Origin of the sequence: Streptomyces sp. NPDC090045, from assembly GCF_044747975.1 — a bacterium.
Lineage (GTDB): Bacteria > Actinomycetota > Actinomycetes > Streptomycetales > Streptomycetaceae > Streptomyces.
The window spans coordinates 250,960-272,673 of sequence record NZ_JBIVFA010000012.1 but is presented as its reverse complement, the minus strand read 5'-3'; the positions used below and the strand labels follow the sequence as shown (position 1 = coordinate 272,673).

Below are 21,714 nucleotides of genomic sequence, written 5' to 3'. Positions count from 1 at the left end.
GCACTCTCCCGGGGCGGGATACTGGGGGCATGCGGTTGACGATTTTCTGGGAGCGGATGGCCGAGCACTTCGGCGCGGGCTACGCCGACTCCTTCGCGCGGGACCACGTCATGACGGAGCTGGGCGGGCGGACCGTCCACCAGGCGCTGGACGCGGGCTGGGAGGCCAAGGACGTGTGGCGCGCGGTGTGTTCGGCGATGGACGTGCCGGCCTCGCTGCGCTGACCCCGGCGGGCACCGCTTCGTGGTTCGGGCGGGCCGTGGGACAGACTGGGCGGCGTGGCAGCCAGTGATGAGACGACGACCGACGACCAGACCGCCGACGTCCGGGGCGAGCGGCCGGGCAGCCGGTCGACGGCCCCCGATCCGGCTTCCGATGCGGCTTCCGATCGGGGTGCTGAAGACCCCGGGGGTGCGCAAGGTCCGGTAGCCCCGCAGGCCGGCCCCGGCGGTGCGGGGAGCCCCCCGGCCGGTGCGGCCCCGGTGGCCCCCGGCGGGGCGGAGGCACGGATGCCGCGCTGGCTGCCGCGCGCCGTGATCCTCGTCCTGGCCCTCGTCGCCTGCTTCCAGCTCGGCAGCTGGGCCTTCCACCAGCTCATCGGGCTGCTCGTCAACATCCTGATCGCGTTCTTCCTCGCGCTCGCGATCGAGCCGGCGGTGTCCGGGATGGCGGCCCGCGGGGTGCGCCGCGGGCTCGCCACCTTCGTGACGTTCCTTGCGGTGTTCGTCGTGACGGCCGGCTTCCTCGCGCTGCTCGGCTCGCTGCTCGCCGGGCAGATCGTCGCCATGGTCGAGGGCTTCCCGGGCTATCTCGACTCGGTGATCAAAGCGATCAACTCCACCTTCCACACCGAACTGTCCCGGCTGGAGATCCAGCAGAGCGTGCTGCGCTCCGACTGGCTGCGCAAGTACGTGCAGAACAGCGCGTCCGGCGTGCTCGACGTCTCCGCCACGGTGCTCGGCGGACTCTTCAAGCTGCTGACGATCGGGCTGTTCTCCTTCTACTTCGCCGCCGACGGACCGCGGCTGCGGCGCGCGCTGTGCTCCGTACTGCCGCCCGCGAAGCAGGCGGAGGTGCTGCGCGCCTGGGAGATCGCCGTCGCCAAGACGGGCGGCTACCTCTACTCGCGCGGGCTGATGGCGCTGATCTCCGGCATCGCCACCTACATCCTGCTGGCGGTGCTCGAGGTGCCGTACGCGCCCGCCCTCGCGATGTGGGTGGGGCTGGTCTCGCAGTTCGTCCCCACCATCGGCACCTACCTCGCGGGCGCGCTGCCGGTTCTGATCGCCTTCACCGTCGACCCCTGGTACGCGCTGTACGTCCTCGGTTTCGTGGTGGTCTACCAGCAGTTCGAGAACTACGTCCTGCAGCCCAAGCTGACCTCGAAGACCGTGGACATCCATCCGGCGGTCGCCTTCGGATCGGTCATCGCGGGCACCGCCCTGCTCGGCGCGGTCGGGGCGCTCATCGCGATCCCGGCCGTCGCCACGCTGCAGGCCTTCCTAGGCGCGTACGTGAAGCGCTACGCGCTGACGGAGGAGGCGGATTCCTCTACGGCGCATCCCCGGCGCCGCCGAGTACGTTGGCCACGGCTTCGGTGACGGTCGCCTCGGCGGCGGCCTTGGTCACGCCGAGGCCGCTCAGCAGGCCCTCGCCGTTCTCCAGTTCCAGGAGCGCGAGCAGGATGTGCTCGGTGCCGACGTAGTCGTGCCCCAGGCGCAGGGCCTCGCGGAAGGTGAGCTCCAGCGCCTTCTTCGCGGACGCGTCGAAGGGGATGAGGTCGGGGATCTCCGTCTGCGGCGGGGGCAGTACGGCGGCCGCGGCGGCGCGCACCTCGTCCGCCGTGACCCCCTGGGCGCCCAGGGCGAGTCCGGCGAAGCTCTCGGGCTCGGCCAGCAGGCCCAGCACCAGGTGGTCCGTGCGGATCTCGGTGCCGCCGGCGGCGCGGGCCTCGCTCTGCGCGGTCACGACGACGTTGCGGGCGCGGGCGGTGAAGCGGCCGAAGCCGGCGTTCGGGTCGAGCGCGGCGGCGCCCTCCTTGTCCGCCTTGGGGACGAAGCGCTTCTGGGCCGCCTGGCGAGTGACGCCCATGCTGCGGCCGATGTCGGTCCAGGAGGCGCCGGAGCGGCGGGCCTGGTCGACGAAGTGGCCGATGAGGTGGTCCGCGACGTCCCCGAGGGCCTCGGCGGCGACGACGGCGCCGCTGAGCTGCTCCAGGGGGTCGGTGTGCACCTTGTTGATGGCCTCGATCAGGTCGTCGAGGCGTACCGGATTGGTCATGCGAACGGGTTCCACGGATGGGTTCGTCATGAGCGCAACCGTAGGTTGACAGTCGCGCGAGTGTCAACCCTGGGTTGTCAGTCGCTGGGGGATTCGGTCGCGATCCGTCACGAAAGCGTCACGAGACGTACGGGACCGGGGCGGCCCCTGGCAGCATCGGCCGGACCGACTCAGGGGGTTCCATGCCGTTACCTGTGCGCGTCCTCGCGCCGACCGCCGTCACCGTTGCCGTCGCGGCCGCCGCCGCGCTGCTCGCGGGCTGCTCCCGGACCCCGGCCGAGGAGCTGGAGGACTGGTACTCCTCGGGAGGCGAGTCCCGGATCGAGAAGCTCAACGAGAGCGCGGGCCGGGTCAACGACGTGAGCATGCGCACGATCGACGTCCAAGGGCCCGCCTGTCAGGACCTGCTGAAAGCCGTCGCCGCGGCCGAGAAGCTCGGACCGGTCCCGCGCGAGGCCGCCCAGGGCTATTGGAAGGAGTCCCTGGACGGATTCAGGCGCGGCGCGGAGGAGTGCGTCGCCGGGGCCTCGAAGGGGGGCGAGCTCCAGACCTCCCGGGGCATCGTGGTGGTCCAGACCGAAGGCCTCCGCAAGCTGGTGAGCGCCGTGTCGATGATCAGGGCCGGGCTGTCGCAGAAGTGAGCGCCCCGCGGCAACCAGGCCTCGGGCGAACGCTGTTGAGCGATCTCTGCTTGTGGCGCTTCGGCAGGTGCCGTGTCGGTGGGCGGGGTTAGGGTCCCTCTCAAGGCGCGCGCATCGAGAACCTCACGGAGGAGATCCGGCATGAGCAAGACCGGCGGCAGCACGCACGAGGGATTCACGGCCGAGGAGCGGGCCGCGATGAAGGACCACGCCCAGGAGCTGAAGACGGCCGCGCGCCGCGGCTCGCGCGCGGACAAGGCGGCGGAGGCGGAGCGGGAGGTCCTCGCGAAGATCGCCGAGATGCAGGACTCGGACCGGATCATGGCCGAGCGCGTGCACGCCGTCATCACGGCCGCCGCCCCGGTCCTCGCGCCGAAGCTCTGGTACGGGATGCCCTCCTACGCCCTGGACGGCAAGGTCGTCTGTTTCTTCCAGAGCGCGGAGAAGTTCAAGGCGCGCTATGCGACCCTCGGCTTCAGCGACCTGGCCAAGCTGGACGAGGGCACGATGTGGGCGGCCGGCTTCGCCCTGACCGAGGTCACGGCCGAGGTGGAGGAGCGGATCACCGCGCTCGTCGAGCAGGCCGTGAGCTGACCCACTCGCCCCGAAGGATCCCGGGCCCGCGAAGCCCCCGCCCGGTCACCGGGCGGGGGCTTCGGCCCGCCCGCCGCGCCCCTGAGCGGTGGGGCGGGCGTGGCGCGCTTGACACGGAAATCGAACATCCATTCTGATGAGTTATCCACAGCCGAACCGGTCGTGGAGGCGCATTGTCAGTGGCAGGCATTAGCGTCAATGGCGTGAAGCGATCGACTCAAGCAAACCGGGTGGAACCCATGGCAGGCACCGACCGCGAGAAGGCTCTCGACGCCGCTCTCGCACAGATTGAACGGCAATTCGGCAAGGGTGCGGTCATGCGCCTCGGCGACAAGCCGAACGACCCCATCGAGGTCATCCCCACCGGGTCGACCGCGCTGGACATCGCGCTCGGCGTCGGCGGGCTGCCCCGCGGCCGCGTGATCGAGGTGTACGGGCCGGAGTCCTCCGGTAAGACGACCCTGACCCTGCACGCCGTGGCCAATGCGCAGAAGGCCGGCGGCACCGTCGCCTTCGTGGACGCCGAGCACGCGCTCGACCCCGAGTACGCCAAGGCCCTCGGCGTGGACACCGACAACCTCATCCTGTCGCAGCCGGACACCGGCGAGCAGGCGCTGGAGATCGTGGACATGCTCGTCCGCTCCGGTGCCCTCGACCTGATCGTCATCGACTCCGTGGCGGCCCTGGTGCCGCGCGCGGAGATCGAGGGTGAGATGGGCGACTCGCACGTCGGTCTCCAGGCCCGTCTGATGAGCCAGGCGCTCCGGAAGATCACCGGTGCGCTGAACCAGTCCAAGACCACCGCGATCTTCATCAACCAGCTCCGCGAGAAGATCGGTGTGATGTTCGGCTCGCCGGAGACCACCACCGGTGGCCGCGCGCTGAAGTTCTACGCCTCCGTACGCCTCGACATCCGCCGCATCGAGACCCTGAAGGACGGCACGGACGCGGTCGGTAACCGCACCCGCGTCAAGGTGGTCAAGAACAAGGTCGCGCCCCCGTTCAAGCAGGCCGAGTTCGACATCCTCTACGGCCAGGGCATCAGCCGCGAGGGCGGACTGATCGACATGGGCGTGGAGCACGGCTTCGTGCGCAAGGCCGGTGCCTGGTACACGTACGAGGGCGACCAGCTCGGCCAGGGCAAGGAGAACGCCCGTAACTTCCTGAAGGACAACCCGGATCTCGCCAACGAGATCGAGCGGAAGATCAAGGAGAAGCTGGGCGTGGGTGTCCGCAAGGACGCCGCCGCCGACGCCGCCGCCGCTGCCGCGCCCGCCGAGGCCACGGCCGTGCCCGCGCCCGCGTCGAAGGCCAAGACGACGGCCAAGGCCGCCGTGGCCAAGAGCTGACCCGTGCAGGAGCAGGAAGGGGGCGGCAGGAGCAGGCGCGGTCGTGAGGACCGCCAGGAACTGCCGCCCCAGAGCCCCGAGGAGCAGGCGCGGGCGATCTGCCTGCGCCTGCTCACGGGGAGCCCGCGCACCCGGCGCCAGCTCGCGGACGCCCTGCACAAGCGGGGCATCCCCGAGGAGGTGTCGCAGCAGGTCCTCTCCCGGTACGAGGAGGTGGGCCTGATCGACGACGCCGCCTTCGCCGGAGCCTGGGTCGAGTCCCGGCACCGCGGCCGGGGCCTGGCCCGCCGGGCGCTCGCCCAGGAGCTCCGGACCAAGGGGGTGCACGCGACCCTCGTGGAGGAGGCCCTGGAGCTGCTCGACTCCGAGCAGGAGGAGCAGACCGCCCGGGAGCTCGTGGAGCGCAAGCTCCGCGCCACCCGGGGCCTGGAGCGCGACAAGCGGATCCGGCGCCTCGCCGGAATGCTCGCCCGCAAGGGATACCCGGAGGGCATGGCCCTGCGGGTGGTCCGCCGTGCGCTGGAGGCGGAGGGCGAGGACGCCGACGAGCTCGGGTATCCGGGGGAGTGAGCCGCCGGGCCCGGGGTGGGGGTAGCCCCCGGGTACGGATGCCGGGGTACGCCAGTGTCAGGAGGCGTGCCCGCCAGCAGAGTTGACGGCATGATGCTGCGCTACGCCCTTCAGACGCTCCGGTACCGCAAAGCCGGTTTCCTCGGCGCCTTCGTCGCACTGCTGTGTGCGGCCGCCCTCGTCACCGCGTGCGGGACCCTCCTGGAAACGGGACTCCGCGGAAAGATCGGCACCGAGCGCTACGCATCCGCGCCGGTCCTCGTCTCCGCCGACCAGAACGTCCACGAGACGACGGTCAAGAAGAAGGGCGAGGGCGAGAAGGCCAGGACCAAGACCAAGCACAAGGCGAAGCCCGTCGCCGAGCGGGCCTGGCTCCCGGCCGCCACCGTGGACGCGGTCCGCGCCGTGCCCGGCGTCGAGCGGGCCGTGCCCGAGCTCACGTTCCAGGCCGTCCCGCTGGTCAAGGCCGCCGGCGAGCCCAAGCCCTCGTACGGACACGCCTGGGCCTCCGCCGCGCTGACCCCCTTCACGATCGCCGAGGGCCGTGCGCCCCGGAGCGGCGGCGAGATCGTCCTCGACCGGGCGCTGGCCGCCCGCGCGGGGCTGCGGCCCGGCTCCGAGCTCACCGTCCAGTCCACTGGCGAGCCCAGGACGTACCAGGTCACCGGCATCGCGACCACGCCCCGCGGCGACCTCGCCCAGCAGAGCGCGCTGTTCTTCAGCGACGACGAGGCCCGGCGGCTCGCAGCCCGCGACGGGCAGGTCAGCGCGATCGGGGTGCTGCCCGCGCCGGGCGTCGACGCCGGTGAACTCGCCGACCGGGTCGCGCAGGCGCTGAAGGGCACCACGGCGCAGGTCGGCACGGGGGACGAGCGCGGGCCGGTGGAATTCCTCGACGCCGCCGGCGCCCGGATCAAGCTGGTCTCCATGGGCGGCGCGATGGGCGGCACCTCGCTCCTCGTCGCGATCCTCGTGGTCGTCGGCACCTTCGCGCTCTCCGTCCAGCAGCGCCACCGCGAACTCGCCCTGCTGCGGGCCATCGCCGCCACCCCCGGGCAACTGCGGCGGATGATCGGGCGGGAAGCGCTGCTCGTCGGCCTGGCCGCCGGCCTCACGGGGGCGTTCGCGGGCCTGCCGCTCGCCGCCTGGCTGCACGGCCGGTTCGTCGACGCAGGCGTCGTCCCCGTGACCCTGGAGCGCACCGCCGGCATCTTCCCGATGTGCGCGGCCGTCGCGGCCAGCCTGCTCGGAGCCTGGGCCGCCGCGCGGATCACCGGGCGGCGGATCGCCCGGATCCGCCCGGCCGAGGCGCTCGCCGAAGCCGCCGCCGAGCGGCGCCGGCCCGGCTGGATCCGCAGCGTGGCCGGGGTGCTGCTGCTGGCCGGCGGTGCGGTCCTGATCGTCGTACTCGGCTCGCTGCGCACCGAGCCGGCGTCGACCCCCGTCACCTTCCTGGCCGTCGTGGTCCTCGCCGGGGCGGTCTCGCTGCTCGGCCCACTGCTCGTACGGGGCGCCGCCGCCCTGCTCGCCGGACCGCTGCGGCTGGCCGGTCCGGGCGGCCACCTGGCCACCGCCAACCTGCGCGGGAACGCCACCCGGATGGCCTCCGCCGTCACCCCGCTCGCCCTGCTGGTCGGTATGACCTGCACCGTCCTCTTCGTCACCCCGACCCTCGGAAACGCCGCCCGGGCGCAGGCCCGCGACGGGATCCGGGCCGACTGGGTGCTGGCCGCGCAGGGTCCCGGCATCACGCGGGAGGCCGCCGAGCGGATCCGGCGGACGCCGGGGGTCAGCGCGGCCACCGAGATCGTGCACACGTCGGTACGGGTGGGGCTGGCGAAGTACGCCGCGCAGGGCGTGACCCCGGCCGGTCTGACCCGGACCTGGGACCCCGAGGTCACCGGCGGGAGCCTTGACGGGTTCGGTGAGGGTGCCGTGGCGGTGAGCGAACTCGCCGCCGACCGGCTGGGGCTGAAGCCCGGGAGCCCGCTGAGCCTGACGCTGGGGGACGGGACGCCGGTCACGCTGACGGTCTCGGCCGTGTACGCGCGGGGGCTGGGCTTCGGGGATCTGACGCTGCCGCACGGGCTGGTGGCCGCGCACGCGGACAATCCGCTGGCGAGCAGTGTGCTGGTGGCGGCGGAGCCGGGGCCCGGGCCGGCGGCCGGGCGGGAGCGGCTGGCCGATGCCGTGCGGGGGTTCCCGGGGGTACGGGTGCTGTCCGCGGCGGAAGCCGACGAGGCGCTGGCGCAGCGGCAGGACGCGGGAGCGGAGATCAACCTGCTGGCCATGGGGCTGGTCCTGGCCTTCACCGCGATCGCCGTGGTGAACACGCTCGCGATGTCGACCGCCGAGCGGTTCCGGGAGTTCGCGATGCTGCGGCTGGCCGGGGCGAAGCGGCGGCAGGTGCTGCGGATGCTCCGGGCGGAGGCGCTCGCGGTGGTCCTGATCGGGGTGGTGCTCGGGTCGGGGATCGCGCTGGCCGTGCTGACCGCGTTCAGCGTGGGCATGACGGGGGCGGCGCCGGCGGTCCTGCCGGTGGCGTACGCGGTGGTGGTGGGGGCGGCCGGGCTGCTGGCCCTCCCGGCCACTTCCCTCCCGGGGAGGGTGGCGTTGCGGGTGGCTCCGGTGGAGGTGGCCACGGCCAAGGGCTAGGCGCACTCCGCCGAGGTGCGGGTTTGCGCTCGTCGGAAGGCGGGACGAGGATTTTTTTAGGGCGCGATGACCGGGGCAGGCCTCTCGCAGCCGACAGGCGTCACCGTCGAGGCAGCGAGGACGAGGGGCTTGAGAACCGCCGCACAGCTGCATGCCCGCGTCGCTGGTCGTCGTGGGGGAGGCGGAGCGGAAGGAGTCTGCCCATGCGGATCGTCGTGGACCTGAACCGATGCCAGGGATACGCACAGTGCGTCTACCTGGCTCACGAGGTCTTCAGGCTGAGTGGCCAGGAGGCACTCACCTATGAGCCGAACCCCGATGACGAGCGGCGCCTGCAGGTGGAGCGAGCTGCTGTGGCATGCCCGGTGCAGGCGATCGTGATCGACCGCCTGGACGGCGGGGAGCGGGGCGAGACGCCATGACCTTGCTGGCGACGGTGGCGGAGTTGGCGCGCGAGTTCAGGGCCAACGGCCGGATCGTCATCGTGGGGGCCTCGCTGGCCGGGCTGCGGGCCGCGGAAGCCCTGCGCGAGGAGGGCTTCACCGGTTCTCTGACCATCGTCGGGGACGAGCCGTACGAGCCCTACGACCGTCCCCCGCTGTCCAAGCAAGTACTCAAAGGCTGGGTGCCGGCCGACCACACCAAGCTGCCCCGCATGCGAGAAGTGGACGCGGACTGGCGCCTCGGGGTGGCTGCCACCGGGCTGGACCGGGTCACGAAGCAGGTGAGCCTGGCCGACGGCGGGCAGGTCGGGTACGACCGGTTGCTGATCGCCACGGGCACCCGCGCGCGACAGTGGCCGAACCCGACCGAGGCCGCCCTTCAGGGGGTCCACACGATCCGCTCGCGCGATGATGCCGCACAGCTGCAGAAGGCGCTGGCCGAGCCGCCGTCGCGGGTCCTGGTCATCGGCGCCGGGTTCATCGGCTCGGAGGTGGCCTCCGTCTGCCGGGAGCTCGACATTCCGGTCACCGTCGTCGAACGGGGTTCGGCGCCGTTGAGCGGCGCTCGGCGGGGTGATCGGGGAGATCGCCGCGCAGATGCAGCGCGATCACGGCGTGGACCTGCGCTGCGGGCTGGGCGTGTCATCGCTGGAGGGCGACTCCGGCGGACACGTGCGGCGTGCTCGGCTCTCGGACGCAGCCGTCGTCGACGCCGACGTGGTGGTGGCCTCGCTGGGGTCGATCCGCAACGTGGAATGGCTGGAGGGCTCCGGGCTGGCGGCAGGTTTCTGGGGCGTCGGGTGCGACGCCGGTGGCCGTGCCTTCGACATCAACGGCGTGGTCACCGACAGCATCTACGTGGCGGGGGACGTGGCGCGTGCGCCGCACGTACTGTACGAGTACCAGTTCCTCGCGATGGAGCACTGGGACAACGCGGTTCTCGGCGCCGAGGTGGCGGCGCACAACATGGTGAACCTCGAGCCCCACTATCGCCCGCATCTGCTGGTTCCCGGCTTCTGGTCCGGTCAGTTCGGCGTCAACATCAAGTCCGTCGGGGTGCCGTCCTTCGGTGACGAGATCGTCTTCACGCAGGGGTCCGTCGCGGAGCGCCGTTTCGCCGCCGCCTACGGTCACCGCGGCCGCATCGTCGCGGCCGTCACGTTCGATCACGGCAAGTGGCTCTCGTACTACGAGAAGCTGATCGAGCGATCCGGTCCGTTCCCGCCCCCGCCGCCGGGATGGGACCGGCCGCCCGACACGAAGCCGATGCCGGCCGAGTTCCCGGAACCCGGCGTCCCGACGGAGGTCCCCGACGTCGTCCTGACCGGCCACGCCCCGAGCGGGCGGACGGCCGAGTTCCGGCCTCGACAGCACTGACGCGCCCGCCGGCCGGGCGGGCGGGCGGACAGTACCGACAGGAAGAAGGAGGGGAGCCTCGTGGTCGAGGAAACCCCCTGGCAGCAGGCCCTCCGCTACGCCAACCGCGCCGATCCGTACCCCTTCTACGAAGAACTGCGCAAGACGCCGGTGGCGCGGCAGCCGGACGGAACCTACGTCGTCAGCACCTACCGGGAGATCGTCACGCTGCTGCACGACCCCCGGGTCAGTTCGGATCCGCGCAAGGGCCCCGCCGCCCCGGCCTCGGCCCAGGCGCAGGGCTCGGCGCAGGGCTCGGGCGACGGCTCGGGGGAGCCGGAGGCCGAGCCGAGCATCATCACCTGCGATCCACCCGAGCACGATCGCGATCGCCGGATGATGACGCCGCATTTCGTCGGCCCGCCCGATTCGCCCGACCGGATCTCCGACCTGGAGCCCGAGATCCGCCGCATCGTCGACGGCCTCCTGGAGCACATGCGGGGCAAGACCCGGATCGATGCCGTCGACGACTTCGCCTATCCCCTGCCGGTGACGGTGATCTGCAAGGTTCTGGGCGTGCCGCTGGAGGACGAGCCCCGCTTCCACCACTGGATCGAGACCGCCCTGGACGCCTGGGAGTACGGCCCCGAGACCGCCTCGGAGGATTTCCAGAGCCGGCTGGCCGGGGGCAATCAGGCCGTGCAGGAGTTCGGACGGTTCGCCGCCGAGCTGTACGACCGGTACGCCCGGCAGCCCGGCCCGGGCATGCTCTCGGCGATGGTGAACGAGGACGGACCGGAGGGACGGATGCCCAAGGGCCTGCTCACGAGCAATGCCCTGCTCCTGATCTTCGCCGGGCACGAGACCACGGTCAATCTCATCGCCCACGGCGTGCTCACCCTGCTGCGGCACCCCGACGCGCTCGAGCAGCTGCGCCGCCGGCCCGAGCTGATCGTGCCCGGGGTGGAGGAGCTGCTGCGCTTCGAGTCGTCGGTGCAGTTCTGGCCCACCCGCTCCGCCGTGGAGGACATCGACATCGCCGGCACCACCATCCCGAAGGGGGCGCCGATCTTCCTGGCGTACGGCTCGGCGAACCGCGACCCGGAACAGTTCACCGACCCCGACGAACTCGACCTCGAGCGCCGCGACAACCAGCACCTCGGCTTCAGCCAGGGCATCCACTTCTGCTTCGGCGCTCCGCTCGCGCGGCTCGAGGTCCAGAACGCGCTCGGCGAGTTCGTCCGCCGGGTGGAAAACCCTCGGCTCGTCGAGGATCCGCCGCCGTACCGGCGCAACCAGATCTTCCGCGGACCGCGGCACGTCCCGGTCGACATCGACGGCATCCGCGACTGAGGCCCGGGGGCTATTCGGCGACCGGGAGGCCCGCCGATCTCCAGGCCTGGAAGCCGCCGGTCAGGTCCGTCGCGCGGTGGAGGCCCAGGGCGTGGAGGGAGGCCGCGGCGAGGCTGGAGGCGTAGCCCTCGTTGCAGATCACCACCACCTGGAGGTCGTGGCTCGTGGCCTCGGGGGCGCGGTGGCTGCCGCGGGGGTCCAGGCGCCATTCCAGTTCATTGCGCTCGACCACCAGCGCCCCCGGGATCAGGCCGTCGCGCTCGCGCAGGGCCTGGTAGCGGATGTCCACCAGCAGGGCGCCGGCGCGGGAGGCGGCGTACGCCTCCTCCGGGCCGACGCGCGTGTAGCCCGCGCGGACCTGCTCCAGCAGCTCGTCGATGCCGACCGGGGCGCTCACTGCCAGTCCGCCGGACGCTCGACGTGCTCGAGGTGGAGCACCGGGCCGCTGCGGCTGTAGCGGCGGATCAGCGGGAGCGGCGGGTAGTACGCGTGCACCGAGACCGCGTGCTCGGTCGGGGACTCGTTGAGGACCTCGTGCACGTGGTGCTCCAGGAAGGCCCGCCCGGTGCCCGTGTCCAGCGTGCGGCGGCGGTCGACGTCGGGGGCCAGCTCCAGCGACCGCCAGCCCTCGGAGGGCAGCCGTACGGTCAGCGAGTGTTCGGTGAGCCGGCCGCGCGCGGTGGCGAACGCGCCCCGCGATTCGGCGTGGTCGTGCCAGCCCGTGCCGGTGCCCGGCGGCCAGCCGATCAACCAGGCCTCGCTGCCGCCCGGCCCCTCCAGCCGGATCCAGGTGCGCCCCTCGGGATCGAGCGGCAGCGAAGCCACGACGGCGGGGTCGGCGGCCGTGCGGAGGGCGAAGTCGAGGAGTTCGGCGGCCGTGGGGCCCCCGGCCGTCACGGGCTCAGGGGCGTACGGGCGTGCGGTGGACGCGGGTGCAGACATGAAGGGGGACCGTTCCTGGGTTCGCGGAGGTGCGCGCAGGCCGGTGGACGGCACGGGGCGCGCGGAGGGAAGGGCGAATCAACAGGAAGGGCGACACACGCAGCCCGCGTAGCGGAGCAGGTCCATATGGACCCTCCGCCACAGGCGTACGTCGTTGCCGGTCATTCGGCGAGTGAACCACGAGTCCGGGAGGACGGTCAATCGATCACCACGGTCGGTGTCGTCGAGGGCGCGGTCCGCCGGGGCGCGGGCGCACCCGCCCGGACCGAGTCCGCCGCCTCGTACAGTTCCGCCGGACGGACCCCCGCGAAGGTCGCCGCCAGGTGCCCGTCCGGCCGCACGAGCAGCACGGTGTGGGCCGGCGTCCCCGGGTACGAGTCCGCGACCAGCAGGTCGGTGCGGACCGGGAGGGCGCTGACCGCCGCGGCGAGCCGGGGCATCAGCCCGGCGCCGAGCCAGTGCCGCCGGTCCCAGACCCCGGTGCCAGGGGCGACCAGGACCACGAGCAGCCGGCCCTGCCCCAGCAGGTCCCGCAGCGGCACGGTCGACCCGTCGGGCGCGGTCACCGGCACGTTCGCCACGGGACCGCCCGGTTCGGTGGCCGTCGGCACCTCGCGTACGGCGACAGGCGGGGCGTACGTCGGCTCCGCGCCCAGCGGCCCGCGCCCCAGGTGGCCGTCGGTGAGGAGGGATTCGGCGGAGCGCGAGGCCCCGGGCAGATAGGTGCGCAGACCGCCGCCGGCCCGCAGCGTAGGCATCGCCTGGTCGGCCGCGCGCAGCCGGGAGGCGACCGCGGTGCGCCGCTCGCCCTCGTAGCTGTCGAGCAGCGCCTCGGACGCTCCCTGGTGCCAGGCCAGGGACAGCTTCCACGCGAGGTTCTCGGCGTCCCGGAGCCCTTCCTCGACTCCCTGGGTGCCGAGCGCGCCCAGCAGGTGCGCGGCGTCGCCGGCGAGGAAGGCGCGGCCGTCGCGCCAGCGCCGGGCGAGGCGGTGGTGCAGGGTGTGGACCCCGGTGTCGATGAGGTCGTACGGGGGAGTCCTGCCCCCGCACCACACCGCGAGGGTGTCCCGGATCAGGGTCACCAGCAGGTCGGGGGTCACCAGCTCCCCGCGGGCGGGGAGCAGCCAGTCCAGCCGCCACACCCCGTCGGGCAGCGGCCGCGAGGTGACCTCCTGCGGCGGGCTGCGGTGCAGCAGGGCCTCGCCCGGCCAGGGGAGTTCGGTGCGCAGTGCGGCCACGGCGTGCCGTTCCACGGCGGTGCGGCCCGGGAAGCGGATGCCGAGCAGTTTGCGCACCGTGGAGCGGGCGCCGTCGCAGCCGACCAGGTAACTCCCGCGCCACCAGGTGGTCTCGGCGCCCCGGGTGTGGGCGGTGACCCCGTTGCCGTCCTGTTCGACGGAGTCCACGCGGCTCTCGGTGACCAGCTGGACCAGCGGGTGCGCCGAGGCGGCGTCGCGCAGCCCGCGCGTCAGCGCGTGCTGCGGCACGTGCAGGGGGGCCGGGTGGTCCTCGAAGGTGATCCGCTGGGCGTCACGGCCGCGCCGCATGGTGCGCCAGGCGGCGAAGTACGCCCCCTCGTCGCGCAGCGTCGTACAGCCCAGCCGGTGGACCATGGCCGCCGTGTCGGCGTGCAGGACGACGGTACGGGCCGGGCGCGGTTCCTCCTTGCCGGGCCCTTCGTCGAGCACGACGGAGGGCACGCCCTGGCCGGCCAGGGCGAGGGCAAGGGACAGCCCGACGGGCCCGGCGCCGACGACGATCACCGGGTCCATGATGTGGCTCCCGATGTCCGGTATGTGATCACAGAACGTATGCAACCCACTGTAGGTGCCCGCGTCAAGTGACACTGGTCGCTGGAGTGGTAACTGGAATCGTAGACTCCGACAAGGGTGTTCTTCCATGCAGACCCGCACTCACGCGGACCGCCTGGCTACCGACGGGCCGGCTGCCCCGCATCGCTGGGGTTGCCGCCACTGGATGTGCCCTCCCCGTGATCTGCATGTTGGTGAGGTGCCCGCAGGCGCACCAGGTGCCGGATTGCCGCCGGGGCGAGCGTGGCCACGGTATGCGGCTCGATTGATTTCAGTCATCGAGCGGCTCGAATTCATGCGTTAAGCATTCCGGTCTCAATGTGGCTCGAATTCTCTAACTCGAAATCAGGCCATTTCGGCCGGAATTAATCCTTTCGTTTGTTTGTGTTGGGTGATTATGCCGCGTTTTGCCTCCTAATCTTGTTCACCCTGGGTGGTTTGAGGCTCAAGTAACCCTCAGAAGGTTGTTATCTCGCTTGCCCTGCTCCGGTGGGCGTGAAATTGTCGTGGTCATGCGGGGGGCGGGAAGTGCCCACCGCATGCAGGGGGAGTTCAAGGCTTCAGAAATGTCAGCCCCCTGCCGTCTGTCGGATGGAATATTGGGCGCTTGCCGCTCAAGGTGAAGGGTGAAGGAATTTGTTGAAGAGCACTCGCATTCGGCGGATCGCTGCCGCTCCGGCGCTTGGAGTCATGCTGGCTGGTCTCTTATCGCTCAGCGGTGGGGCGACGGCATCGGCTTCCGAGTCTGGCGCCACGGCACACCCCACTGGTTGCCTTGCGGAGAAGCCTGATGGGGATTGGGGGGCAGTCGCCAGGTGCAAGAACGCTAATGGCGGCTCCTATCAGGCTGTCGCCAACTGCAGGAGCACCGATACCGGAGAGGTGGAGCAGTTCTACGGCGATTGGAGGCAGGTCGGGTTCTCCTATGCTTACTGCCAGGGATCCTATCGTGCCATTTCTGCGGGACTTGTGTCCTCCCCGAGGAATAACACCTGAGAACGTCCGCGTCCAGATCGTTCACGAAAGGGTCAACGAAAATGAAGAAGGTTTACACGGCGCTGCTTGCCGGCGCGGCTATGGCATTTCTCGGACTTCAAGGCACGGCGACCGCGGCTCCCATGGGCTGGCCGGAAGGCTGTAGTAGCCTCCGGACTCCGGGTGGCGGCTGGATGGCAACGTGCGAACATCCCAATGGCGGACGTTTCAAGGCGACCATTACATGTGAGCGTTGGGATGGTAAGGGCATCGTCGAGCACGATGCGGCAGATTGGTCCACCAGCGGGTACTCCTTCGCTTTCTGCCCGCCGAACACCTCTGTCAAGACCGGCTCCGTCTGGACAAGGTCCTACTAGCAGGACGACAACCCGACGGTCTCCTGTGTTCGCGTAGCGTCCCACGGTGTGAACGGCCGACGTGGTCCGGCGCATGCGGCGTGGCTTCCCTCGCACTGTTCACGATCTGAGGCGTCGACGTACGTGTCGCGGAGGAGCCTGAGGCTCGATCGGAGCGCTGCTGCTGGGGGGCCTGGGACATAGACGGCCTGGCCGTCCCTCAGGGCCAACGGTGCAGCGGGTGGGCCGACCACTGCAGGCATGGTCATCAAGCAGCTTGCCGCGGCTCCCGCCGGGCGGAGAGTGTTTCTGGGTCGGTGTGTTCGACACCATGCATATCCCTCCTGGGGTGCGGCCCCGGCTGTCCAGATGTCCGACAGCGTGACCCCGGTCGGCACAACGCCAAGTGGTGCGGCGGATGAGATCCGCCGCACCACATGTGCCGTGCCTGTGTACTGACCGAGTGCTGGCGGCCTGGTGGCCCGGCGTGTCGCTTCTGCGCAACACGGTAGTGCCGGCCCCGCTCGTCGGTCCCTCGGGTCAGGGGGCCTTGCCCACGCCGGCCGCACCGCCTGCGTCGACCTCGGCCACGTCGCCCTCGAGGACGGCGCCGGTGCCCTTCTTCGACTTCCGCAGCCGGCCTTCCAGCTGCGAGGCGAAGGTGGTGAGGACGAAGTTCACCACGATGTAGATCAGCGCGATCACGAAGAGGGTCGCGATGGTGTTGCTGTAGTTGGCCGAGATCTGCCGGTACGTGGAGAGCAGTTCCGCGAAGCCGAGCAGGGCGCCGCCGATCGCGGTGTCCTTGAGGATCACCACGAGCTGGCTGACCAGGGCCGGCAGCATCGCCGTGACGGCCTGCGGGATCAGCACGTAGGTCATGGTCTGACCCTTCCGCATGCCGATCGCCTTGGCCGCGTCGGTCTGGCCCCGGGGCAGGGAGAGTACGCCGGCCCGGACGATCTCGGCGATGACGGCCGAGTTGTAGAGGACCAGGCCCGTGACGACGGCCCAGAACGGCCGGGTGTCGGACGGGACGTCCATGAACTGCGGCGCGTACAGCGCGCTGCTGAACAGCATCAGCATCAGGACCGGGATGGCACGGAAGAACTCCACCCACGAACTGACCGCCGCCCGCACCCAGGCGTGGTCGGACAGCCGGCCGATGCCCAGAGCCGCACCCAGCGGGAGGGCGATCACCATGGCGAGCGCGCCGGCCTTGAGGGTCTCCAGCAGGCCGGGAATCAGGAAGGTGGTCCAGACCTGGCTGTCGGTGACGAACGGGGTCCACTTGTCGGCGTCGAGCTGGTTTTTCTCGCCCATGAGGGACAGCACCCACCACAGGACCAGCCCGAACAGTACGACGAAGATCCCGCTGTAGATCCAGTTGCGCGCCTTGGCCTTGGGGCCGGGGGCGTCGTACAGCACGGAGGTCATCGCTTCACCGCCACTCGCTTGGCGACCCAGCCCAGCAGAAGGCCGGTGGGCAGGGTCAGCAGGACGAAACCGAGGGCGAAGACCGCGAAGACCGCGAAGAGCGCGTCCGCCTCGTTCTCGATCATTTCCTTCATCAGCAGGGCCGCTTCGGCCACGCCGATGGTCGCCGCCACCGTGGTGTTCTTGGTGAGGGCGATCAGTACGTTGGCGAGCGGCGCGATGACCGCCCGGAAGGCCTGGGGGAGCACGATCAGGCGGAGTACCTGGAAGAAGCTCAGCCCCAGTGCGCGGGCCGCCTCGGCCTGGCCCACGGGCACGGTGTTGATGCCGGAGCGCAGGGCCTCGCAGACGAAGGTGCCGGTGTAGGCGATCAGTCCGAGGACCGCGAGCCGGAAGCCGGTCTCCTTGGACGTATCGCCGCCCAGGTTGATGCCGAGGGTCTGGTACAGGCCCAGCGAGCAGGCGAGGATCAGCACGGTCAGCGGCGTGTTGCGTACCAGGTGGACGTACGCGGTGCCGAAGCCCCGCAGCAGCGGGACCGGGCTGACCCGCATCCCGGCCAGGACGGTGCCCCAGATCAGAGATCCGACCGCCGAATAGAGGGTGAGCTGAACCGTCACCCAGAAGGCTCCGAGCACGTCGTACTGCCCGGAATCAAGAAAATCGAACACGATGCCCTGCGCTCTCCCCAGGATGGCCGGCGAGGTGCGCCGCCGCCCGCGGCAGGCGGGCGGCGACGCTCCTCACCGATGAATCAGCTGCCTTCGGTGATCTGCGGGGCAGGCTCGTTCTTGTAGTTGGCCGGGCCGAGGTTCTTGTCCACGGCCTTCTGCCAGCTGCCGTCCTCGACCATCTTCTTGAGCGCGGCGTTGATCTTGGTCTGGAGCTCCTTGTCGCCCTTCTTCAGACCGATGCCGTAGTTCTCGTTGCTCATGCTCAGGCCGACGAGCTTGAACTTGCCCTTGTTCTTCTCCTGCGCGGCGTAGCCGGCCAGGATCGAGTTGTCCGTGGTCAGCGCGTCCACGGCCTTGTTCTCCAGGCCGGTGAGGCAGTCGGAGTAGCCGGGGTACTCCTGCAGGTCGGCCTCGGGGGCCAGGGTCTTCTTGATGTTCTGCGCCGAGGTGGAGCCGGTGACCGAGCAGAGCTTCTTCTTGTTCAGGTCCTCGACCTTGGTGATGCTCGTGTCGTCGGCGCGGACCAGCAGGTCCTGGTGCGCGAGGAAGTACGGGCCGGCGAAGTCGACCTTCTCCTTGCGCTTGTCGTTGATCGAGTACGTCGCGACGATGAACTTCACGTCGCCGTTGGCGATCAGGTTCTCGCGCTCGGCGCTGACCGCCTGCTTGAACTCGATCTGGTTCGGCTCGTAGCCGAGCTCCTTGGCCACGTACGTGGCGACGTCGACGTCGAAGCCCGTGTACTTGCCGTCCGGGGTCTTCAGGCCCAGACCGGGCTGGTCGTACTTGATGCCGACGACGAGCTTGTCCTTGGCACCACCGGACGCACCGCCGTCACTGGCGGCGTCCTTCTCGCTGCCGCCACACGCGGTCGCGGTCAGGGAAAGGGCGACGGCGACGGCCGCGGCCGCAGCGGCCTTGGAGATCTTCATGGTGAACTTCCCTCGGATGAGACGTTGTTGAACGACGAGCGACGCTTACGGCGCACGCACGGCCGACAGGAACCGTTCCGGGAGTGATCCGCATACGGATGCCTACCAGACGGAAACCTCAGTGGTGCAGGATCTTCGACAGGAAGTCCTTCGCCCGATCACTGCGCGGGTTGCTGAAGAACTGCTCGGGGGTGGCCTCTTCGACGATCTTTCCGTCGGCCATGAAGACGACCCGGTTGGCCGCAGAGCGGGCGAAGCCCATCTCGTGCGTGACGACCACCATGGTCATCCCCTCGCGGGCGAGCTGCTGCATGACCTCCAGCACCTCGTTGATCATCTCCGGGTCGAGAGCCGAGGTCGGCTCGTCGAACAGCATGACCTTCGGCTCCATGGCCAGCGCCCGGGCGATCGCCACGCGCTGCTGCTGGCCGCCGGAGAGCTGCGCCGGGTACTTGTCGGCCTGCGTGCCGACGCCCACCCGGTCCAGCAGGGCCACCGCCTTCTCGCGCGCCGCGGCCCCGTCCGTCTTGCGGACCTTGACCTGGCCCAGCATGACGTTCTCCAGCACCGTCTTGTGCGCGAAGAGATTGAACGACTGGAAGACCATGCCGACGTCGGCGCGCAGCCGGGCCAGTTCCCTGCCCTCCGAGGGCAGTTCCTTGCCGTCGAGCGTGATGGTGCCCGAGTCGATGGTCTCCAGACGGTTGATCGTCCGGCACAGCGTGGACTTGCCCGATCCCGAGGGACCGATCACGACGACTACCTCACCGCGGGCAATGCTCAGATCGATGTCCTGAAGCACGTGCAGCGCGCCGAAGTGCTTGTTGACGTTGCTCAGTACGACCAGGTCGTCCGCGGCACCGGCCGCGTCCTGCACGTCCTTGGTCACTGATACTCCGCTCATCGGCTTCTTGCTCCGTCCTCCTCGGTTGGGAGGACAGTAGTGAGGTCGCGTCCACAACGTCATCACATCTGAGGGAGAATTGAGCATAACGATCCGGCTTCCCCCGGATACGCTCCGTGCGCGGCACCGGCGCGGCCGGACGTGGCGCGTACCGGGTGCATAACGGAAGGCGCGCCGCGGCGGAACCCCCTTGACGTGGGACTCCGTATCGGCGTGTATGCATGATGGCCACCCTTTGGCCATCCGAGTGAGAAAAGGAGAGGGGGACGACATGAGACTGCTGCTCGTCGAGGACGACGATCACGTCGCCGCCGCCCTGTCCGCGATCCTCGCCCGGCACGGCTTCCAGGTCACCCACGCCCGCAGCGGCGAGGAGGCCCTGCAGGCGCTGCTGCCCGCAGGGGCCCTGCCCGGAGCGTCTCCCTACGGGGTGATCCTGCTCGACCTCGGCCTGCCCGACCAGGACGGCTACGAGGTGTGCGGAAAGATCCGCAAGCGCACGGCCACCCCCGTCATCATGGTGACCGCACGCGCCGACGTGCGCTCCCGCATCCACGGGCTGAACATGGGCGCCGACGACTACGTCGTGAAGCCCTACGACACCGGCGAGCTCCTCGCCCGCATCCACGCCGTCGCCCGGCGCACGGGTGCCTCCGAGGAGGCCGCGGCCACCGGGACCGGTACGCCCGCCACGGTCCGGCTCGGCCCCGTCAGCATCGAGCTGCCCAACCGCAGGGTCAGCGTGGACGGCGCCGACGTACCGCTCACCCGCAAGGAGTTCGACCTGCTGGCCCTGCTCGCGCAGCGGCCCGGCGTCGTCTTCCGCCGCGAGCAGATCATCAGCGAGGTGTGGCGCACCAGCTGGGAGGGGACCGGGCGCACCCTGGAGGTCCACGTCGCCTCGCTGCGCTCCAAGCTGCGCATGCCCGCCCTCATCGAGACCGTCCGCGGGGTGGGCTACCGGCTCGTCACGCCGACCGCCCCGACCGCTCCGACCGCCCCCTAGGGGTCCTCTGCCGTGCGCGCCCGATTGCTCCCGCTGCTCGTCATCCTGATGGCGGGCACGCTGCTCGCGCTGGGCTTCCCGCTCGCGGTGAGCCTGGCCGCCGGACAGCAGCAGCGGGTGGTGGTCGACCGCATCGACGACAGCGCCCGGTTCGCCGCCCTCGCCCAGCTCGTCATCGACGCCCAGGGCTCCGGATCCACCGGAGCCGACACGCGCCGGGAGACCCTCCAGGCCGAACTCGCCCGGTACCAGGAGCTGTACGGCATCCGCGTCGGCATCTTCTACCGCGACGACAACGACATGGCCCGCTCACCCAGCTGGTGGCAGATCCCGGAGTCCGGCGAGGGACGGCGTGCCTTCGAGGAGGCCCTGGCCGGCCGGCGCAGCCACGATCCGCCGCAGGTGTGGCCCTGGCAGACGCACGGCCGACTGCTCGTCGTCTCCCCGGTCGTCCTCGACGGCGACGTGGTCGCGGTCGTCGCCACCGACTCGCCGACCGACCTGATGCGCGGCCGGATCCTGCAGGGCTGGCTGCTCATCGCGGGCGGCCTCGCCGCCGCCATGCTGGTCGCCTTCGGCGCCGCGCTGAGGCTCACCAGCTGGGTGCTCAAGCCCGTGCAGACCCTGGACGCGGCCGCCCACGGCATCGCCACCGGACGGATGAACTCGCGCGTCGCGGCCGCCGGCGGGCCTCCGGAACTCCAACGCCTGGCCCGTTCGTTCAACGAGATGGCCGACAACGTCGAAGAGGTACTGGAGCAGCAGCGGGCGTTCGTCGCCGACGCCTCCCACCAGCTGCGCAACCCGCTCGCGGCGCTGCTCCTGCGGATCGAGCTGCTCGCCCTCGAACTGCCCGAGGGAAACGAGGAGATCGCCTCCGTGCGCACCGAGGGCAAACGCCTGACCCAGGTGCTGGACGACCTCCTGGACCTGGCGCTGGCCGAGCACGCCTCCGCCGAGATCAGCCTCACCGACATCGGCGCGCTGACGGCCGAGCGGGTCGCCGCGTGGCGCCCGTACGCGGAGGAGAAGGGCGTCCGGCTCACCGAGTCGGGCCGGACCGCCGTCACCGGCTGGGCCGACCCCATCGCCCTGTCCAGCGCGCTCGACGCCGTCATCGACAACGCCCTCAAGTTCACCCCTGAGGGTGAGGAGGTCGAGGTTTCGGTCGCCGCCGAGGGGCGCGTCGCCCGCGTGGTCGTCGCCGACCGCGGACCCGGCCTCACCGAGGAGGAGCTGCTCCGGGTGGGCGACCGCTTCTGGCGCAGCGGCCGCCACCAGAACATCAAGGGCTCCGGGCTTGGCCTGTCGATCTCCCGTGCGCTGCTCGCCGCGGGCGGCGGGTCCCTCTCGTACGAGACGAACCCGCCGCACGGCCTGCGGGTGACCGTGTCCGTGCCACGCACCGGCCCCCACGGGGCCTAGGCCGTCCCCTT

At 70.8% G+C, this 21,714-nt stretch carries 20 protein-coding genes and 1 pseudogene; 12 read left to right on the top strand and 9 right to left on the bottom strand.

Annotated elements, in window-relative coordinates:
• Nucleotides 1–29: 29 nt before the first annotated feature.
• Complete coding sequence (locus tag ACIPYQ_RS29070) at nt 30–224, top strand: DUF3046 domain-containing protein (protein WP_030154244.1); 195 nt, start codon at nt 30–32, stop codon at nt 222–224.
• Between the two features lie 258 nt (nt 225–482).
• Nucleotides 483–1,601: an AI-2E family transporter gene (locus tag ACIPYQ_RS29065; protein WP_361765529.1), complete on the top strand. Its 1,119-nt coding sequence runs from the start codon at nt 483–485 to the stop codon at nt 1,599–1,601.
• On the opposite strand, the gene ACIPYQ_RS29060 is transcribed toward ACIPYQ_RS29065, so the two are convergent.
• Nucleotides 1,552–2,310, bottom strand: a complete 759-nt coding sequence (locus ACIPYQ_RS29060; RefSeq protein ID WP_401256668.1) for a Clp protease N-terminal domain-containing protein — start codon at nt 2,308–2,310, stop codon at nt 1,552–1,554. The genes ACIPYQ_RS29065 and ACIPYQ_RS29060 overlap by 50 nt on opposite strands.
• A gap of 152 nt (nt 2,311–2,462) precedes the next feature.
• Here ACIPYQ_RS29060 and ACIPYQ_RS29055 point away from each other — a divergent pair, with 152 nt between their 5' ends.
• The 8 genes and pseudogenes from ACIPYQ_RS29055 to ACIPYQ_RS29020 all read left to right on the top strand — a co-directional run bounded on the left by ACIPYQ_RS29055 (nt 2,463) and on the right by ACIPYQ_RS29020 (nt 11,241).
• Nucleotides 2,463–2,921, top strand: coding sequence for a hypothetical protein (locus tag ACIPYQ_RS29055; RefSeq protein ID WP_401256666.1), 459 nt, complete (start codon nt 2,463–2,465; stop codon nt 2,919–2,921).
• A 141-nt stretch (nt 2,922–3,062) separates the two neighbouring features.
• A complete protein-coding gene (locus ACIPYQ_RS29050) occupies nt 3,063–3,515 on the top strand; it encodes an iron chaperone (protein WP_401256664.1) in 453 nt (150 codons plus the stop codon).
• Nucleotides 3,516–3,754: 239 nt separating this feature from the next.
• The gene (gene recA / locus ACIPYQ_RS29045; RefSeq protein ID WP_401256662.1) at nt 3,755–4,864 is read left to right on the top strand and encodes a recombinase RecA; all 1,110 of its coding nucleotides are present in this window, start codon (nt 3,755–3,757) and stop codon (nt 4,862–4,864) included.
• 3 nt (nt 4,865–4,867) lie between these two features.
• Nucleotides 4,868–5,434 (top strand): recombination regulator RecX, encoded by a 567-nt coding sequence (recX, locus tag ACIPYQ_RS29040; protein WP_361765498.1) that lies wholly within the window; start codon nt 4,868–4,870, stop codon nt 5,432–5,434.
• Nucleotides 5,435–5,524: 90 nt separating this feature from the next.
• Entirely contained in the window at nt 5,525–8,089 is a 2,565-nt protein-coding gene (locus ACIPYQ_RS29035; protein ID WP_401256710.1) for an FtsX-like permease family protein, read from the top strand.
• Nucleotides 8,090–8,292: 203 nt separating this feature from the next.
• The gene (locus tag ACIPYQ_RS29030) at nt 8,293–8,511 is read left to right on the top strand and encodes a ferredoxin (RefSeq protein WP_401256660.1); all 219 of its coding nucleotides are present in this window, start codon (nt 8,293–8,295) and stop codon (nt 8,509–8,511) included.
• Nucleotides 8,508–9,909: pseudogene (locus ACIPYQ_RS29025) on the top strand (NAD(P)/FAD-dependent oxidoreductase). Before ACIPYQ_RS29030 ends, ACIPYQ_RS29025 begins: the two are co-directional and overlap by 4 nt.
• Nucleotides 9,910–9,969: 60 nt before the next feature.
• Nucleotides 9,970–11,241, top strand: coding sequence for a cytochrome P450 (locus ACIPYQ_RS29020; RefSeq protein WP_401256658.1), 1,272 nt, complete (start codon nt 9,970–9,972; stop codon nt 11,239–11,241).
• A 10-nt stretch (nt 11,242–11,251) separates the two neighbouring features.
• On the opposite strand, the gene ACIPYQ_RS29015 is transcribed toward ACIPYQ_RS29020, so the two are convergent.
• The 8 genes from ACIPYQ_RS29015 to ACIPYQ_RS28980 form a co-directional block, all read right to left on the bottom strand.
• On the bottom strand, nt 11,252–11,644 hold the full coding sequence (locus tag ACIPYQ_RS29015) for a rhodanese-like domain-containing protein (RefSeq protein WP_401256708.1): 393 nt from the start codon (nt 11,642–11,644) through the stop codon (nt 11,252–11,254).
• Nucleotides 11,635–12,183 carry a cysteine dioxygenase gene (locus ACIPYQ_RS29010; RefSeq protein WP_362238017.1) on the bottom strand — a complete coding sequence of 183 codons (549 nt, stop codon included), beginning with the start codon at nt 12,181–12,183 and terminating at the stop codon, nt 11,635–11,637. Before ACIPYQ_RS29010 ends, ACIPYQ_RS29015 begins: the two co-directional genes overlap by 10 nt.
• 78 nt (nt 12,184–12,261) lie before the next feature.
• Nucleotides 12,262–12,348, bottom strand: coding sequence for a putative leader peptide (locus tag ACIPYQ_RS29005; protein WP_311318651.1), 87 nt, complete (start codon nt 12,346–12,348; stop codon nt 12,262–12,264).
• A 32-nt stretch (nt 12,349–12,380) separates the two neighbouring features.
• The gene (locus ACIPYQ_RS29000; RefSeq protein WP_401256656.1) at nt 12,381–13,955 is read right to left on the bottom strand and encodes an FAD-dependent monooxygenase; all 1,575 of its coding nucleotides are present in this window, start codon (nt 13,953–13,955) and stop codon (nt 12,381–12,383) included.
• A gap of 1,910 nt (nt 13,956–15,865) precedes the next feature.
• Nucleotides 15,866–16,762: an amino acid ABC transporter permease gene (locus tag ACIPYQ_RS28995; protein ID WP_401256654.1), complete on the bottom strand. Its 897-nt coding sequence runs from the start codon at nt 16,760–16,762 to the stop codon at nt 15,866–15,868.
• On the bottom strand, nt 16,759–17,433 hold the full coding sequence (locus tag ACIPYQ_RS28990) for an amino acid ABC transporter permease (protein ID WP_401256653.1): 675 nt from the start codon (nt 17,431–17,433) through the stop codon (nt 16,759–16,761). Before ACIPYQ_RS28990 ends, ACIPYQ_RS28995 begins: the two co-directional genes overlap by 4 nt.
• Before the next feature lie 83 nt (nt 17,434–17,516).
• Nucleotides 17,517–18,368: a glutamate ABC transporter substrate-binding protein gene (locus ACIPYQ_RS28985; protein ID WP_401256651.1), complete on the bottom strand. Its 852-nt coding sequence runs from the start codon at nt 18,366–18,368 to the stop codon at nt 17,517–17,519.
• Between the two features lie 118 nt (nt 18,369–18,486).
• On the bottom strand, nt 18,487–19,272 hold the full coding sequence (locus ACIPYQ_RS28980) for an amino acid ABC transporter ATP-binding protein (protein ID WP_361761206.1): 786 nt from the start codon (nt 19,270–19,272) through the stop codon (nt 18,487–18,489).
• Between the two features lie 271 nt (nt 19,273–19,543).
• Between ACIPYQ_RS28980 and ACIPYQ_RS28975 the strand changes: the two genes are divergently transcribed.
• Both ACIPYQ_RS28975 and ACIPYQ_RS28970 read left to right on the top strand, forming a co-directional pair.
• On the top strand, nt 19,544–20,278 hold the full coding sequence (locus ACIPYQ_RS28975) for a response regulator transcription factor (RefSeq protein ID WP_401256648.1): 735 nt from the start codon (nt 19,544–19,546) through the stop codon (nt 20,276–20,278).
• Nucleotides 20,279–20,290: 12 nt separating this feature from the next.
• Nucleotides 20,291–21,703, top strand: coding sequence for a HAMP domain-containing sensor histidine kinase (locus ACIPYQ_RS28970; protein WP_361761200.1), 1,413 nt, complete (start codon nt 20,291–20,293; stop codon nt 21,701–21,703).
• Nucleotides 21,704–21,714 lie beyond the last annotated feature (11 nt).

Coding starts and splice junctions, on each gene's coding strand:
- ACIPYQ_RS29050 (WP_401256664.1), top strand. CDS start 3,063: ATGAGCAAGACCGGCGGCAGCACGCACGAGGGATTCACGGCCGAGGAG.
- ACIPYQ_RS28980 (WP_361761206.1), bottom strand. CDS start 19,272: ATGAGCGGAGTATCAGTGACCAAGGACGTGCAGGACGCGGCCGGTGCC.
- ACIPYQ_RS29055 (WP_401256666.1), top strand. CDS start 2,463: ATGCCGTTACCTGTGCGCGTCCTCGCGCCGACCGCCGTCACCGTTGCC.
- ACIPYQ_RS28995 (WP_401256654.1), bottom strand. CDS start 16,762: ATGACCTCCGTGCTGTACGACGCCCCCGGCCCCAAGGCCAAGGCGCGC.
- ACIPYQ_RS29000 (WP_401256656.1), bottom strand. CDS start 13,955: ATGGACCCGGTGATCGTCGTCGGCGCCGGGCCCGTCGGGCTGTCCCTT.
- ACIPYQ_RS29010 (WP_362238017.1), bottom strand. CDS start 12,183: ATGTCTGCACCCGCGTCCACCGCACGCCCGTACGCCCCTGAGCCCGTG.
- ACIPYQ_RS29030 (WP_401256660.1), top strand. CDS start 8,293: ATGCGGATCGTCGTGGACCTGAACCGATGCCAGGGATACGCACAGTGC.
- ACIPYQ_RS28985 (WP_401256651.1), bottom strand. CDS start 18,368: ATGAAGATCTCCAAGGCCGCTGCGGCCGCGGCCGTCGCCGTCGCCCTT.
- ACIPYQ_RS29070 (WP_030154244.1), top strand. CDS start 30: ATGCGGTTGACGATTTTCTGGGAGCGGATGGCCGAGCACTTCGGCGCG.
- ACIPYQ_RS29035 (WP_401256710.1), top strand. CDS start 5,525: ATGATGCTGCGCTACGCCCTTCAGACGCTCCGGTACCGCAAAGCCGGT.
- recA (WP_401256662.1), top strand. CDS start 3,755: ATGGCAGGCACCGACCGCGAGAAGGCTCTCGACGCCGCTCTCGCACAG.
- ACIPYQ_RS29005 (WP_311318651.1), bottom strand. CDS start 12,348: ATGACCGGCAACGACGTACGCCTGTGGCGGAGGGTCCATATGGACCTG.
- ACIPYQ_RS29060 (WP_401256668.1), bottom strand. CDS start 2,310: ATGACGAACCCATCCGTGGAACCCGTTCGCATGACCAATCCGGTACGC.
- ACIPYQ_RS28975 (WP_401256648.1), top strand. CDS start 19,544: ATGAGACTGCTGCTCGTCGAGGACGACGATCACGTCGCCGCCGCCCTG.